General features: G+C 33.1%; 13 protein-coding genes. 6 read left to right on the top strand and 7 right to left on the bottom strand.

Going from position 1 to position 15,973, the window contains the following annotated elements; all coding sequences use genetic code 11:
• The first annotated feature begins 65 nt into the window (after positions 1-65).
• On the top strand, positions 66-1,175 hold the full coding sequence (locus tag HAW63_02740) for an A/G-specific adenine glycosylase (protein ID MBE8162885.1): 1,110 nt from the start codon (positions 66-68) through the stop codon (positions 1,173-1,175).
• A 31-nt stretch (positions 1,176-1,206) separates the two neighbouring features.
• The gene (locus tag HAW63_02745; GenBank protein ID MBE8162886.1) at positions 1,207-1,734 is read left to right on the top strand and encodes a hypothetical protein; all 528 of its coding nucleotides are present in this window, start codon (positions 1,207-1,209) and stop codon (positions 1,732-1,734) included.
• A 10-nt stretch (positions 1,735-1,744) separates the two neighbouring features.
• Here HAW63_02745 and HAW63_02750 read toward each other — a convergent pair whose 3' ends face one another.
• A complete protein-coding gene (locus HAW63_02750; GenBank protein ID MBE8162887.1) occupies positions 1,745-2,725 on the bottom strand; it encodes a sigma-54-dependent Fis family transcriptional regulator in 981 nt (326 codons plus the stop codon).
• A gap of 433 nt (positions 2,726-3,158) precedes the next feature.
• Here HAW63_02750 and HAW63_02755 point away from each other — a divergent pair, with 433 nt between their 5' ends.
• Positions 3,159-4,085 (top strand): tyrosine-type recombinase/integrase, encoded by a 927-nt coding sequence (locus tag HAW63_02755; protein MBE8162888.1) that lies wholly within the window; start codon positions 3,159-3,161, stop codon positions 4,083-4,085.
• Between the two features lie 44 nt (positions 4,086-4,129).
• Here the strand turns inward: HAW63_02755 and HAW63_02760 are convergent, their stop codons facing one another.
• Positions 4,130-5,128 (bottom strand): tetratricopeptide repeat protein, encoded by a 999-nt coding sequence (locus HAW63_02760; protein MBE8162889.1) that lies wholly within the window; start codon positions 5,126-5,128, stop codon positions 4,130-4,132.
• Positions 5,129-5,209: 81 nt separating this feature from the next.
• Here HAW63_02760 and tig point away from each other — a divergent pair, with 81 nt between their 5' ends.
• Complete coding sequence (gene tig / locus HAW63_02765) at positions 5,210-6,496, top strand: trigger factor (protein MBE8162890.1); 1,287 nt, start codon at positions 5,210-5,212, stop codon at positions 6,494-6,496.
• 86 nt (positions 6,497-6,582) lie between these two features.
• Here the strand turns inward: tig and HAW63_02770 are convergent, their stop codons facing one another.
• Positions 6,583-7,995 carry a S41 family peptidase gene (locus HAW63_02770; protein ID MBE8162891.1) on the bottom strand — a complete coding sequence of 471 codons (1,413 nt, stop codon included), beginning with the start codon at positions 7,993-7,995 and terminating at the stop codon, positions 6,583-6,585.
• Positions 7,996-8,155: 160 nt separating this feature from the next.
• Here HAW63_02770 and HAW63_02775 point away from each other — a divergent pair, with 160 nt between their 5' ends.
• Positions 8,156-10,447, top strand: coding sequence for a hypothetical protein (locus tag HAW63_02775; protein MBE8162892.1), 2,292 nt, complete (start codon positions 8,156-8,158; stop codon positions 10,445-10,447).
• Positions 10,448-10,514: 67 nt separating this feature from the next.
• Here the strand turns inward: HAW63_02775 and murA are convergent, their stop codons facing one another.
• From murA to HAW63_02795, 4 genes are read right to left on the bottom strand one after another with little or no spacing between them, the layout of a single operon-like run.
• On the bottom strand, positions 10,515-11,837 hold the full coding sequence (gene murA, locus HAW63_02780; protein ID MBE8162893.1) for a UDP-N-acetylglucosamine 1-carboxyvinyltransferase: 1,323 nt from the start codon (positions 11,835-11,837) through the stop codon (positions 10,515-10,517).
• Between the two features lie 28 nt (positions 11,838-11,865).
• Positions 11,866-12,729 (bottom strand): peptide chain release factor N(5)-glutamine methyltransferase, encoded by an 864-nt coding sequence (prmC, locus tag HAW63_02785; protein MBE8162894.1) that lies wholly within the window; start codon positions 12,727-12,729, stop codon positions 11,866-11,868.
• Positions 12,726-13,790 carry a peptide chain release factor 1 gene (gene prfA, locus HAW63_02790; protein ID MBE8162895.1) on the bottom strand — a complete coding sequence of 355 codons (1,065 nt, stop codon included), beginning with the start codon at positions 13,788-13,790 and terminating at the stop codon, positions 12,726-12,728. Before prfA ends, prmC begins: the two co-directional genes overlap by 4 nt.
• Positions 13,791-13,796: 6 nt before the next feature.
• Positions 13,797-15,335, bottom strand: a complete 1,539-nt coding sequence (locus HAW63_02795) for a transcription termination factor Rho (protein ID MBE8162896.1) — start codon at positions 15,333-15,335, stop codon at positions 13,797-13,799.
• Between the two features lie 227 nt (positions 15,336-15,562).
• Here HAW63_02795 and HAW63_02800 point away from each other — a divergent pair, with 227 nt between their 5' ends.
• Positions 15,563-15,958, top strand: a complete 396-nt coding sequence (locus tag HAW63_02800) for a PilZ domain-containing protein (GenBank protein ID MBE8162897.1) — start codon at positions 15,563-15,565, stop codon at positions 15,956-15,958.
• Positions 15,959-15,973 lie beyond the last annotated feature (15 nt).

Consider the following 15,973-nt stretch of genomic DNA (forward strand, 5'->3'; position numbering starts at 1 on the left):
AACGCAAAAAACATTTAACCTTAGCACTCAATCCGAAGCACTAAGGCTACTTCTATCCATTGGGTATGAAAAATTACATAAAATCTAATTTCGCTGCTAATTTAAAGCCCGACTGTTCGGCTAATTTAAAATCTAATTTCGTTGCTAATTTCGCTGCTAATTTAAAGCCCGACTGTTCGGCTAATTTTCCATTAAAACAATTACTAACTTGGTACAATAAAAATAAACGCGACTTTCCTTGGCGAAACACTAAAGACCCTTATAAAATTTGGGTGTCTGAGGTAATGTTGCAACAAACTACTAGCAGTGCTGTGGTTGCCTATTACCATAATTTTTTAAAAATATTTCCTAACTTAAAAAGCTTAGCTCTTGCAAAAGAAAAAACAGTTTTACAAGCTTGGGCAGGGCTGGGCTATTACTCTCGAGCTAAAAATTTACATAAAAGTGCCATTCAAATACATAAAAGTAAAAACTTTCCGCAAAGTTATAACGAATTATTAAAACTTCCCGGTTTTGGAAACTATACATCAAGATCGGTTAGCAGTTTTGCCTTTAATGAAACTGTAGGAGTTTTAGACACTAATGTTATTCGCTTTGTTTGTCGCTATAACAATCTTTCTTTGGAGTGGTGGAAAACAAAACCTAGAAAAATATTGCAAAGTATTGTAGACAGCTATGCTTTGCAAACAATAAATAATTCTTTAGTAACTAGTGCCGAGCTTAACCAAGCTTTAATTGAAATTGGTGCTAATATTTGCGCCTCTAAAACCCCCCAATGTGTTATTTGCCCCTTAAGCCAAACTTGCAAAGCCTTTAAACAGCAAACCTATTTTAAATTGCCATTAAAAAAAAACAAAACTTCCTTGCAAAAAATATATGCATTAAATATGCAAATTCTTACTAATCATAAAAAAGAAATTGCTTTAGATACTTTAGAAAAAAAACCATTTTTAAAAAATATGCCTTTGCCTCCGTCTAAAATTATTAAACTTAGCACCCCTCCAACAAAATATGACTTTATACACTATATTACCTGTTATAAAATATTTGTATCTGTTAAAACAAACACCACTAAACAAAAAAAATCTTATTTGTGGGTAAAGCCAAAGCAGGCGGGCTTACACTCCCCCACCTCTTTGTTAACTAAGGCCATTAAACTAGCAGACAAGATTTGACGCTCTTTCTTTTTTTCACTACCCTAATATTATGAAATTATTTTATATTTTTCTTTTGGCTTACTTAGCTGTCCCTATGATACAAACACAGGCGTCGGCTATTTCTTTACAAAATATTATTACTTTAAAAGAAAAGGGGTTTTTTCGCTCTTCGTTAGGCTATTCCATTCATAGTAAAAATACTTTATGGAAGTTAAGTAAGTCTAGCCCAAAAGGAAAGGTTTTAATTTATAAACAAAAAGGCAGTGTATTTTCGGTTAGAGTAAAAAAAATTGCAGAACCCAATGTTACCTTGTATCTAAAAAATAATTTAAGCACCTATAAGCATTTTGGTTTAAAAGTAACAAAAGCAAAAAAAATAAAATTTAAAAATCATCTAGCTTACTTAATTTATAGTCATCCCAAAAATAAAGATCGCCTAAATCTTTACAGCACTCAACTTCTTACTGCTAAAAATCATCGTTTAGTGAGCATGACTTGCACGGGAAAAAAGTCCAATCAAAAAGATTGGACTTCTGAGTGTGCAAAAATAATGAAAAATTTTTCTTGGACTAACTAACTAACTACAATTAGTTAGTTTTTTTATAAGTAGAAAACTGATCAAAAATTCCGTACTCATGTAACTTGTTATACAAAGTTTTAATAGTAACCCCTAAAGCTTTAGCCACTTTAGTTTTGTTACCCTTAAAATGTTGCAAAGAACGCAAAACATAAGCTTTTTGAATATCGTTTAAAGTTAAACTAGGGTCGTAAGACAACTTTGGCTCGGCTTTTCCATTTTCTTTAGACAGTAATTGCTCTGGTAAATGTTCTGGTAAAACCTTCATTCCTTCGGGACCTAAAACAATTAATCGTTCACAAACATTTTCTAGCTCTCTAATGTTTCCTGGCCAAGCATACTCAGACATTATGCTTAAAGCCTCCGAACTAAACTGAAGAGGTAATTGTGTTTTTGAAGAAACAAAATATTCTACTAAACTATTAATCTCTTCTTTTCTGTGTCTTAATGGAGGCGACTTTAAAAATACAGTATTAATTCTATAGAAAAAATCTTCTCTAAATTCTTTTTTAGCTACTAATAATTCTAGTTCTTTATTACTAGTTGTTATTAAACGCACATTAACACTAATAGGCTTTGAAGAACCCACTCGATAGATTTCTCCAGTTTGTAAAAAGCGTAATAACTTAGCCTGCACTCCCAAGCTTAAGTCACTAACTTCATCTAAAAGCAAAGTTCCATTATTGGCCATTTCTACTAAACCCTTTTTTTCTTCTATGGCACCTGAAAAAGAACCTTTTTCATGTCCAAACAATTCGCTTTCTACAAAGCTTTCTCCCAAAGCTCCACAATTAATTTCCACAAAAGCTTGCTTAGATCGTGGGCTTAACTCGTGTATTACTCGGGCCAGTAAACCTTTACCCGTTCCATTTTCGCCAGAGATTAAAACAGGAACATCAAAACCAGCCACTTTAATAGCCATGTTCATTAACTGTTGCATAGAAACCGATTGAAATAAAAATTGGTTTTTACGAATTAATTCGCTTTGCATAGTTTCTTTGCTAAAAGAGACTGTTTTTACTACAGAAGGACTAACCATAGATCTTGGTAAAAATTTAGAATTCGACATATTTATTCCCCTTTTGCGCGTTGTATCATTTTGATGCACTGTCACTAACGTCCTGCATTATATTAAGCTTTGAATTTTTTGCAAGGCTTATAGTACATTTTTTTCATTTTTCTTTATTGCTTCCTTCTATAATTGCGGCCTATTACAAAAACTTAAGTATTATTAAGCGTTTGCTTTGGCCTCCTTTTAAGTAGCAATAAAGGTGCCATTTGGATTGTTTCATTAAAAAACAGAGTTTTTCAGCAAAAAATAGGGTTTTTCACCAAAAAATGAAATTTTTTGCTCTACAAAGATCTCTTAAATAAGCCTTTAAAAGCCTATTTGTGTTCTTGCCTTAGTAGGTCGATAAATGGGTATGCTTTTACAAACTAGTATTCATAAATTTTTATTTTATAAGCAATATCAGGAGGCCTGCTCGCAACACACCTTAAGAGCGTACAGCATGGATTTAAAGCAATTTGCAGAGCAATTTACTAAGCTCCGCTTAAATGCCAATATTAAAAAAGCCCACTGGCAAGAGTTGCTTTTATACTTACCTCCACAATGGAAAAAGCTTAGTTTTTCTAGTAAAAACCGCAAACTATCGTGCCTTAAAGCTTTTTTTAATTTTTTATTCGAGCAAAAAATCCTTTCTATTAATTGGGGCAATAAATTAAGCACCCCCAAAGTGCCACAAAAGCACCCTCATTATTTATCTTTAGAAGAGGCCTTACATTTAATTCGTGTTTTAAAAACACAGCACGAAAAAGCATTAACAAAAAACCACACCCCCACCCTAGTAGCTTCTTACACTACCTTTTGTTTAATTTTATTTTTATACGGTAGCGGATTGCGAGTTAGCGAAGCCTGCCGCTTACAGTGGAGCGATATGGACTTACATAATAAAACACTAATCTTTACAGGCAAGGGAGGTAAGCAACGGCTGGTTAGCTTGCTGCCAATAAGCATAGATTATTTAAAACAGCTAAAGCATTTTTCTAATTCAAAAAGTATTTTAAACCTTAGTACGCGCACAGCTTATAACTTAGTTAGCCGAGCTGGAAAACAGGCCGACTTTACCAAACGCCTTAGCCCCCATGTACTACGACATAGTTTTGCCACCCACCTATTGATTAGCGGAGCCAACCTTAGAACTTTACAAAATTTATTAGGTCATTCGCACTTAAACACTACGCAAAAATATACACACTTAAATTTAAGCGACTTGGCTAGAAAGTTAGAAAAGCATCACCCCTTTCAAACCGAATCACAGCCGTGGTTACAAAAACACGCTAAAAAATAAATAGTTTATCCCGCATTGGTTATTGCGGCTTTATTAAAAAAAATTTAATGTTTCTTTTTTTGCAAATACGCTTGGTATTTTTTTAATTGTTTAACCAAGCCTTTTAATGGAATGGATTTAATATTTTGAAAAGATTTTAAATTTTGAGAAGCTTTTATATCTTTAGAAGAAGCCAACACTTTATTAAGATTGTACAAAATATTTTTTTTAAGAACTTTATATTTAGCCAGTTCTTTATTCGTTTTTTGTTGCTTTAATACTTTAAAAATTAATTTATAAGAATTTAATAACTCTTTAGAGGCTTTTACAGACCACTCTGGACTATTTAAGGCTGTTGCTCTTAATAAATAAATTTGTAATACAAACAGCTCTTCTACATATCTATCAATGGTTTTATATTTTTTTGCCCAGCGAGGTAACTTGCTAGATAAATAAAAGGCTTTAGCAATAATATTTATTTTCTTTTTTGGATCGCGATATTTAATTTTTGTAATTAAAATGTTTTTTTCTACATTTAAAAAAAACTTTTTTGCTACAGCGTGATTACCTAAAACCCAATACACAACACCTAAATTAATAGGTAGTTGAATTTTTGAAACAAAATAAGGTAAATATTTTTTTACTTTATAAGCGTCTAGCAAAGCCGCTAGCTCTTGATTGGGCTGGTTTAAAAATTTATATGTGTTGGCTAGGCGAACAAAAGATAAGGCTTTTAGCTTTGCATAAGCCTTGCTGGCTTTTGATATACTTTTTCGATAACACTTATTTGCGGCCTTATACTTGCCTAAGGACTCATAACCCCAGCCCAAATTGTACCACACCAAACTTTGAAATTTTATAGGCACAGAAGATGTCAAAATTTCTTTAAACACTTTAATGGCCTTTCTATATCTTAACTGATCCAAGTGTCGACTGGCTTGATTAAATTGCTTTAAAAATACTAAAGAGTTAGCGGAAGGTTTTTGTGTGCCTTTGGGCTCTTTATGAGCACAAGACAGTATACTTAGTGTTAAAAAAATTATTCCTATATTTCTTTTTAACATATAAAGCACCACTCCTTTATATTATAAAAAAGGAAAAAGAACTATTTGACAAGCTATTATATGCTCGTATAAATGCCACTTATGAAGTATACAATAGACAATGTTAGCGAATTTTCTAAAAAAATAGTCATTACCGTACCTGTAGAAAAAATTGATAGCCAATTTCAAGAACAGTACAACAAATTGCAACAAACTGCCGAAATAAAAGGTTTCAGAAAAGGGAAAACTCCTTTAGAAACCTTAAAAAAACTTCATCACGCAAAAGTGAAATATGAAGTTATGGAAAAGTTGATTCAAAGCGCTTATGTTGAATCTATTGTAAAAGAAAAACTAAACCCCATTGGCCAGCCCCATATTCATTTAGACAATGAAAATTGGAACGAAAAAGAAGAGTTAAAATTTACTGCCGAGTTTGAAGTTTTTCCTCAGTTAAATATTACCAACTATGAAAAAATGGAGCTTACTGATAAAAAAGTAACTATAGACGATAATCGACTACAACAAACTTTAGAAATGCTACAAAAACAAAAAGCCCTTACTAAAGATGTAGTCGATAGAAAAAAAGCGGAAAAAGGAGATATTGCCAATATCGACTTTGATGGATTTGTAGACGAAAAGCCTTTAGAGGGCGGAAGCATGAAAGCTTTTGATCTAGAGTTAGGAAGCAGTAGCTTTATCCCTGGTTTTGAAGATAAAATTATAGGAATGGAAGTGGGCGAAAAAAAGGATTTAAAATTAAAATTTCCTGCCAGTTACCAGAAAAAAGAATTAGAAAATAAAGATGTTTTATTTAAGGTGGAATTAAAAGCCTTAAAACAAAAAGAACTTCCAACTATTGATGATGAATTTGCAAAAGGCTTTAGCTTTAAAAGTTTAGACGAATTTAAAGAGATTATTAAAAAAGATCTTTTAGAAGAGGCCCAGGGTCAAAACAAAAAAGACTTAGAAGAGCAATTGTTTGAAAAATTAATAGAAAAAAATTCTTTTAATTTACCAGAAAAGTTAGTAGCACAACAAAAGGCACAGTTAATAACAGAAAGCCAAAAAGAACTAAAAGAAAAAGGCTTAAATAAAGAGCAAATAAAAGAGTACGAAAAAAAATGGGATGGCGAGTTTAACACCAATGCAGAGAAAATATTGAAAGTTTCTTTAGTTATCCAAGAACTAGCTCATAAATTAAACTTAAAATGTGATGACGCAGCCATAGAGAAAAAATTGCAAGAGCATGCAAAAACCACGGGCATAGAACTGCAAAAAGTAAAAGAATTTTACGCACCTACTGAGAAAAAAAATCAATTAGCTTACCAAATTGAGCGCGCACAATTGGTAAAGCATTTATTAAGTAGTGCAGTAATTACTGTTAAGTAACTACTGCCTTGCAATTTTACTTAATTTTTTAATTTCGCTTAATTTTTCTTAATTTTTTAATTTTGCTTAACTTTGCTTAATTTCGCTTAATTTTTTAAACTGTCTAAAACTTTTAAATAATTGAAAGCCTGTGAAATAGAAAAGTCTTCACTTAAAAGTTTGCAAGACTTTTTATATTTTGTTTTTTTACATTTAGATAGCTGAAAAAAATCAAACTGCACATCGTTTTTTACTGTAGAGGTTTTTTTTACTAAATCGACCTGCTGCTTAAGAGAAGACAAAAAACTGGCCTCGTTAAATAAAGCGGTTTTTGTAAGCACTGCTTTTTTTAATAATTTTGTATCCACCTCTTTAATATGAATATTAGGAACCACTCCCTTTTTTTGAATAGAATGCCCGTTGGGAGTATAGTAGTGTGCAATGGTTAACTTAACAGCTCCACCTTCTTCTAAAGGGAAAAAATTTTGAACAGAACCTTTTCCAAAAGAAGTTTCGCCCATAATTAAAGCTCTTTTATTTTCTTTAAGAGCTGCTGCTACAATTTCGCTAGCGCTAGCTGAATACGCATTAATTAAAACAATAATTTTAACCTTTTTATAAGTGTTTAGCGGCGTTGCTTTTGTAACTTCTTTTTCTTTTTTATTTCGGCCCAAAATTTCGACAATAACTCCTTTACTTAAAAACAAATCACTTAATTGTGTTGCTTCATAAAGCAACCCTCCCGGGTTAAATCGTAAATCTAAAATTAAGCCTTTTAATTTTTTATTTTTTTTCAAAGATCGTTTTAAAATTTTATTAACTTCTTTTGCAACTCCGCGAGAAAAAGATTTAATTTTTATATACTCATATCCCAAACCTAATTTTACTGTGGTAACATTTTTTATTTTAATAATTTTTCTACGCATAGAAAATTCTAATACTTCTTTTTGCTCTCCTCTTAATATTTTAATTTTTACAGAGCTTCCAATTTTTCCTCTAATTTTTGAAGACAACTCTTCCATAGATAAACTATCAATGCCTCTTGCTGATAGTTGAAATAAAATATCTCCAGGCTTTAGCCCTGCCTTGTATGCTGGGCCACCTTTTATCACTGATAAAATAATAAATTGTGAATTTTTATAAGCCACTTCAATGCCTACTCCTGCAAAGTTACCACGACTTTCTACTTGAAATTCTTTGTACTCCTGTTTAGAAAAATACTGACTATGAGGGTCTAGTCTAGACAGCAAACCTTTAATACTAAAGTTGACCAATTGGTTAACATCTTCTTTTTTAACATATTTACCCTCTACTAAGTGTAAAATTTGTGCAAATTTTTTTAATGGCTTGTATTTATTTTCAAATATTACAGGCTTTTTTTCACTTTTTAAAGGCTTAGCTTGTGCTACAGGCTTTTGTGCTACAGGCCTGGCTTGTGCTAAATGATAATAAGCCATTCCACAAGCCATTATTAAAAATAGTTTAACAAAAGCTACCCCAGCTTGTTTTTTATAACGCATAGCTGCTCCAGTTTTTAACTGTGTAAAAAAATTGTCTATATTTTACACATATTCACTTTATGAAACACTTCAAACTAAAAAGAAGCAAGAAGAAAAAGTGGGAAAAAATTTTAAGACTTTAGTCATATTTAAATTAAAATAAGACTGCCGAAATATAAGTATGAAGTACTTTTCCCTTTTTTTTCTATATAGCTTAACGCTAATATCTTGTAACCTTCCATTAGATACACAACAAAACTCTCACCAACTTACTACTGTACCTGGCTTGAAAATTGAAAAATGCAAAGTAACCAAAGCCTTACAAGACGAAAGCGTTTTGGTAAGTGTGCAAACAAAATATAAAGCAAAAATTTACAGCGTACGCAATTTGCAAAAGATCCCTTTCCTTGGCCCCTCTTTAACGGAAGAAAAAAATATTCGCTATGCAAATTATACTGTATTTAATTCTACAGGAGCTGTTGTTTTATGTGGCAATACTGGAGAAAGTGGATCGTTTACTATTACATTAACCGCAAATGAACAATACACTATAAAAATTTATTCTCATATTTTATCCTCTAACATAGCCAATGTTGCGGTTATGCAAAGCCCTAAAAAATCTAAATCTTATTTTATACAAAAAACCTTTAACACCAGCGACACCACATCAATAAATTTGGTTTCTCAATTACCTGTAAATTATAAATCCCGTTTTGAAACAAATAATTCGGGTGCTTTTAATATCTTAGATCAAATTGTAGCCAGTAATTTATTTTTAAAAAAATATACAAAAAACTGTAGTCTTTGCGCCTCTAGCTTTAACAACCCTCCTTTTTTAGAGGTTTACTGGAAGTCGGGCTTTAACCCTAATCAATATTTTCGAAAATCTAACCCTGTAAGTTTTTTTATAAATTTTAGACAAAACAATACTCCTTATTATAGATTATTTCTTCTTGGTGGTATGAATAAAATTAGTGACGCAAAAGTGGACACTGATGAATTTGATAACTCGGTTATCATTCACGAGTATGCTCACTTTTTAATGTCTGCTTTTTCTAAAGACAGTAGTACCGGAGGGCCCCACTATGGAGTAGAAAGCATTGACCCTCGTCTTGCCTGGTCAGAAGGTATTGCTGATTTTTTTCAAGCTGCCGTATTGAACAAAGGTGTTTACTTAGATGTTGCAGGAGTAGAAAGTATAATCGTTCCTTTCGAAAACCAAGGTGCTAGGGGTATTCAGGATAAACCAAACATTACCGGAGAAGGTAATTACAGAGAGTTTTCCATCGCTCGATTTTTTTGGGACATAATAGATTCTGGTGACAATTACAATGCTAACACTAATGATGATGATTCGCATAACGGAGAACCTGCTGACTTTCAAGAAATTTGGGATGTTATTACAAGCCCCATTTTTAAAAGCCAGCCTACCGTTAGCATGGGATTATTTAATGAAGTACAAAATTCTAAATTATTTAGCTCTTCAGTTCCTTGGAGTGATTTAAGAACCCTTCACCTTCAACATAACCCTGTGGATGAATTTTTTCGATCTTTATATGGGTTACAGCTAAGCACTAACTGTAATACTTTAACACCTACGCTGCAATTTACAGAACTGCAAACCTCCACCCTTAACGAGAATTTAATGCTGCAAAAAAAGCGCGTTTTAGAATATAATCATCGTAGCGCAGGGCCTGTATTACTAGGTTTAAAATACCCTGTTAAAACTAATGTTGATAATAACCCCCTTATAAAGTTTTATATTCAAAACAAACGCTTTTCCATGGAAAATAATTTGTCTTCTATGTATGAAAAAAAATCTACCAGTGATGAACAGTGCACAACCCAAGGTTACAAACAATGTTTATACGCAAATTTAAAAAAAGGTCGCTACTTAATAGAGGTGATTTCAAAAAACTCTAACGCTTCTGCATTTCAATTTTTTGCCGATGGAACAGAGCTTTGCGGAGAAAACACCACCGCAGCTAGTTTAATTAGTAATTCTGTACCGTTTAACAAAAAGCTGCCTTTTAGTAGCAAACTAACCCCTCCTTTTGCCTTAAATTTAAAAGCAAAAAAACAAGAAGGGAAATCTATTTACCAAGTAGAGGCAATATTTACTAACAAAAACTTTTCTTTAAAAAATATTCAATTGCAGTGGAGGTATTCTGATAATATAAAAATTATTAGTGGCGATACAGAAAAAGTAATTAGCTCTGCCCTTCCTCAAGAACAAATTAAAATGACTTTGTTAATTCAAGCTACAGAAGCCTTAGAGCAAAGTAATATTTATTTTCTAGCTAAAGCCAATTACAATGGTCGCACCCTTCCACAAACCTTAGCCTTTACTTTAAAACAATTAATACGCAATTCTGAACAAACACAAAATGGCTTTTTGCAAACAAACAAAGTTTTTTTAACGCCGAAGCCGAAGCCAATGGCTGTTCCAGAAAATGCAATTATAAAATACTAACTAATTAGCCTAAGTGCCAGATGTGTTTTTAATTTTTTTTCCATTCACAAGATTCTGCAAAAAAAAATTAAGAGCATCTTTTAATTAGCGCACCCAAAGACGATAACTTATGATCTAAAAATTCATAGCCTCGATCTAAATGATAAATTCTGTGTACTTGTGTTTCTCCACTGGCAACTAAGCCAGCTAATACTAAAGAAGAGCCGGCTCTTAAATCTGTAGCCATAACCGATGCCCCTTTTAATAAGCAAGGCCCTGAAATAATCGCTGTGGATTTATTTACTTTAATGCTAGCACCTAAACGGTTTAATTCTGGAATATGCATAAAACGATTTTCAAAAATGCTTTCTTCCACAAGGCTCTTTCCCTTAGCTTGTGTCATCATTGCCATCCATTGCGCTTGCAAGTCTGTTGGAAAGCCAGGATAAACTTCTGTTTTAATATCCATAGCTACGACAGGCTTATTTGCATGTAAATAAATACTGTCTTTGCCTTTAGTATTATCTACCTCAACAGTACAGCCCAATTGTTTTAATTTTTCTAAAACACCACCTAAGTGACAGGCCTGAACATTGTGTAAATATAAATCTCCACCAGTCATAGCCCCTGCGATTAAAAAAGTTCCTGCCTCTATACGATCGGGAATAACTTTGTGAGACGCGGCCTTAAGTTTTTCTACCCCATTAATTGTAATTTTATTTTTCTTTATCTTTTTTTCATCTATAAAAGTAGAAACGCTAATGTCGGCGCCCATCTTTTGCAAATAAGTAATTAAATCTAAAACCTCTGGCTCCACAGAAGCGTTATTTATACAAGTGCTACCTTCAGCCAAAACAGCTGCCATTATAATATTTTCTGTGGCTCCCACAGAGGGAAACTGCAAATCCATGTTAGCGCCCACTAAAGGCCCTTTACTTTTGGCATCAATGTACCCCTCTAATAAACGCAAATCTGCCCCCAACAAACGCAAACCTTCGATATGATAATCCACAGGCCGTAACCCAATGGCGCAACCGCCAGGCAAGCTCACTTTTGCTTGATAACAGCGTGTTAGCAAAGGGCCTAAACATAAAATACTAGCCCGCATTTTTCTAACTAATTCGTAGGGAGCAATATTTTTTAATATTTTAGGCACAGTAATAGTTACACTATTTAATGACTCTGCTTTTTGATCAAAAACGGGCTTGGTATTAATTTCTATTTCACAGCCAAGATACCTAAGTAATTTAAAACTTAAATGCACATCTTCTAAATTGGGAATATTACTAAAACTATGCTTGCCCTCGGCTAATAAACTAGAAAACAATAAAGGCAGGCTTGCATTTTTAGCTCCAGAAACATTTATTGTTCCATTTAAAGCTACTGTTTTTTGTACCTTAAAATAATCCACAACTTACTCCCTTTTATCATCAACTCACTTACTTTTTACATATTGCTACACGATAAATGCCTTGTAAATCTTTTAAAAAAGTGACTTGTGAAAATAACAAGCTTAATGGTGCTTTTAAAGCGTCTTTTTGATTATCACCAAACTCAAAAAAATAATACCCATTAGGCTTTAACAAAATTACCGCTTTTTGTGCCCAAGACAACAAAAACTCTAAACCCTGATTACCGGCCATTAAGGCAAGTTTGGGCTCGAAGGCCTTTACAAAAGGGTGTATGTAAGCATTTTCTGCAATATAGGGAGGATTGCCTGTAATAAAATCATAGGCAAGCTTTTTGTCAGCAACAAAAGGATTAAAGTTTTTTACACTGCAGTGATGAAAATCTACCCTCTCGCTTACAGATAATTTTTTGGCATTATACTTTGCCACTTTTAAAGCTTGGTTAGAACAATCCACAGCTGCAGCAGTGCTATTAAAAAACTCTTTTAAAAGACTTAAAACCACACAGCCCGAGCCTGTACCAAAATCGGCAAAAGATAGATTTTTTTTTGCAGAAAAATACTTTAACACACTTTCTACTAATAACTCTGTTTCCATTCTTGGAATTAACACGCGATGATCTACAAAAAATACCGATTTATAAAAATTTTGTTTTTCTAAAATATAGGCTAAAGGCTTTCCTGTAATTAACTCTGATAATTGTTTAGTAAAAATATCTTGATCGGTTTTTTTTATTTTTGTTTCATTAAACAACAGTAATTGATTAAAAGGACATGGCACAAAAGCAGATAATAAATGCCTGCAATCCCTTTTTATATTTTTTTTGTCTAAATCAGAAAAAGAAAGTTGGTCTATTTTACTATCAGACAGTTTTAATAACTCTTTAACCGTCACTGGCTTTTTAACCTTTCTGCCTGAAAATAAGTTATTAAAGGCTCTACTAAACAGTTAAAATCACCATTGATAACATCGTTTAATTTATGAACCGTTAAACCAATGCGGTGATCGGTAATACGCATTTGTGGAAAATTATAAGTGCGAATGCGTTCCGATCTGTCTCCCGTACCAATTAAAGATAAGCGTTGGTCCGAGGCTTCTTTGTTCGCCTTCTCTTCTTCGGCCTGCTTTAAGCGAGAATATAAAACCTTTAATGCTTTGTCTTTATTAGAGTGTTGTGACTTTCCGTCCTGACAAGTAACCACCACCCCTGTGGGAATATGAGTAATTCTTACCGCCGAATCCGTAGTGTTAACCGATTGCCCACCATTACCACTAGAACGATAAACATCCACTCGTAAATCATTAGAATTAATATTAATATCTACCGCTGTGGCTTCGGGTAAAATAGCTACAGTGATAGTTGAGGTGTGCACCCTTCCCTGAGATTCTGTTTTAGGAACTCTTTGCACGCGATGAACACCGCTTTCATATTTTAAAAAACTATATACCCCCGAGCCAGAAATAGAAGCAATCACCTCTTTTAGCCCTCCCGAATTACCTTCTGATAAAGACATAACTTCTATCTTCCACTTTTTACCAGAAGCACACAAATTATAAGCTCTAAATAATTCTTCTGCAAAAAGGCTGGCCTCATCACCCCCCGCTCCTGCACGAATTTCTAAAATAACATTTTTATCATCATTGGGGTCTTTAGAAAGTAATAAAAGCTTTAATTCTTCCACTAAGATTATTTTTTTCTTTTCTAATTCCACATTATCTTGCTTTATTAAAGCACGCATTTCTTCTTCTTTTTCTGCAGATAATAATTGTATATTTGATTTTATGCTTTCGGTAACTTCGGTATACTGTTTATATACAGACAATAAATTTTCTAGCTCGGAAAACCGCCTCATTAACTCACTATATTTTTTTTTGTCTTGTACAATAGAAGAGTCTTGCACCTGTTCGGTAATTTTAGAAAACTCTATTTTTAAATCTTCAAGACGGCTGAACATAAAAAATTATTTACCCATACCATCTAAGAATTCTTGATTAGATTTAGTACCTTTTAATTTTGATTTAATAAACTCCATGCTATCTACAACATTCATCGGAGATAAAACTTTACGCAAAATCCACAAACGATTTAAGTCTTTTTCTTTGATTAGCAAATCTTCTTTTCTAGTTCCTGATTTATTAATATCCATACAAGGGAAAATTCGCTTTTCCATTAACTTTCTGTCTAACTGAATTTCTGAGTTACCTGTTCCTTTAAATTCTTCAAAAATTACTTCGTCCATTCTAGAACCAGTATCAATTAAAGCCGTTGCAATAATAGTTAAACTACCACCGTTTTCAATATTACGGGCAGCTCCAAAAAAGCGTTTAGGGCGATGTAAAGCGTTGGCATCCACACCACCAGATAAAATTTTTCCAGAAGGAGGAGTAACTGTATTATACGCCCTAGCTAAACGAGTAATAGAATCTAATAAAATAACCACATCTTGTTTATGCTCTACCAAGCGTTTTGCTTTTTCAATAACCATGTCTGCCACTTGCACATGTCGACTGGCAGGCTCATCAAAGGTAGAACTAGCCACCTCGCCATTTACATTTCTAGACATGTCGGTAACTTCTTCGGGCCGTTCGTCAATTAACAAAACCATCAATTTTACTTCGGGGTGATTAGTAGTAATTGCATTAGCAATCGTTTGTAATAAAACCGTTTTTCCTGTTCTAGGAGGGGCAACAATTAAACCCCTTTGTCCCTTACCAATGGGTGCCATCATGTCTACAATTCTAGTAGTATATTCGGTAGGAAGTGTTTCTAAACTTAAAATTTCTTCTGGATATAAAGGAGTTAAGTTATCAAATAATATTTTGTTTTGATACTTATCTGGTTTTTCGGCGTTTACTAATTCGACATTTAATAAAGCAAAATACCTTTCTCCCCTTTTAGGAGTTCTAACCGTTCCAACAATGGTGTCTCCCTTTCTTAAGCCATATCTTCTAATTTGAGAGGGGCTAACATAAATATCATCAGGCCCTGGTAGATAATTATAATCTAAAGACCTTAAGAAACCATAACCATCGGATAAAATTTCTAACACTCCTCCACAAAAAATATCTCCTAAACTAGAGGCGCGTTTTAAAACATAAAAAACCAAGTCTTGGCGACGCATACCTGTTGGGTTTTCAATTTTTAATTTTTCTGCAAGTACAGTTAGCTCTTTAATATCTTTTTGTCGCAACACTCTTGCATCAAAATCTTTTTTTTCTTCATCGGTAAAACTAACATCGGACAAATCCACATCCTCTTCAATTTCCACAGGACGCTGATAAGCATTGTGATTTTTATTATTAGAGTTTCTGCTATTTCCTCTACTGTGATTAGATTTAGGCTTGGGTTTAGGCTTGTTATCTGCTCTTCTAAAGCTGCGAGAGGTAGAAGTTTTACCTTCTGCCTCAGGTTGAGAATTGGTTTTAGCACTAGTTGTTTCGGACTTTCCCGTATCTTCGGTAGCGCTTGCTTTTTCTTCTACTACTTTATCATCTGACATATAAGCCTCTATATTATTATAGGTGTTATTTTTTATTAGATTTAATTAATTAAGATTTTCGATGGATTTTTATAGCAATAAATACCCTGCTATACGGTCTAGTAAACCTTATATCGTTATAAAATGTCAATACAAAAAATAAATTAAGTTTTTTAGAAAAAAATCCGAAAAGTTCTTATCCAAAAAAGAGGAAATAAGCTCCTCAAAAAAGGGTATAACTAATTAAAATGAGTATAAAAATGGAAAAAGACCAACTGACCAATAATCAAAAGCCTGCTACACGCACACATACAAAGATTGCTGTTTTATTTAAAGCTAGCTATGAAAGAGACTTCTCTCAAGGAAGCTTACACAACATTAGCCTTACTGGAGCGTTTTTATTTAACAGCGGTGTTGATATCCACAAAGATCAAAAATATGTTAATTTATACATAAAGCTAAACCAGCGAAACAGAAAAATACTGGCTAAAGTAGTTTGGAAAAGTGAACAAGGGTATGGGCTACAATTTGTTAGAACGACCTTGCAAGATAAAAAATTAATAGATGATCTTATTTATTTTGAAGAACAAAAAAACAAAACTAAACAAAACATCCTTCGCAATATATTTAAAAAAGTGGCCTGACTGTAGCTTTTTTAA

The sequence above is a fragment of the Pseudobdellovibrionaceae bacterium genome, from assembly GCA_015163855.1.
In the GTDB taxonomy this organism is placed as follows: Bacteria; Bdellovibrionota; Bdellovibrionia; order Bdellovibrionales; family UBA1609; genus JAAOIH01.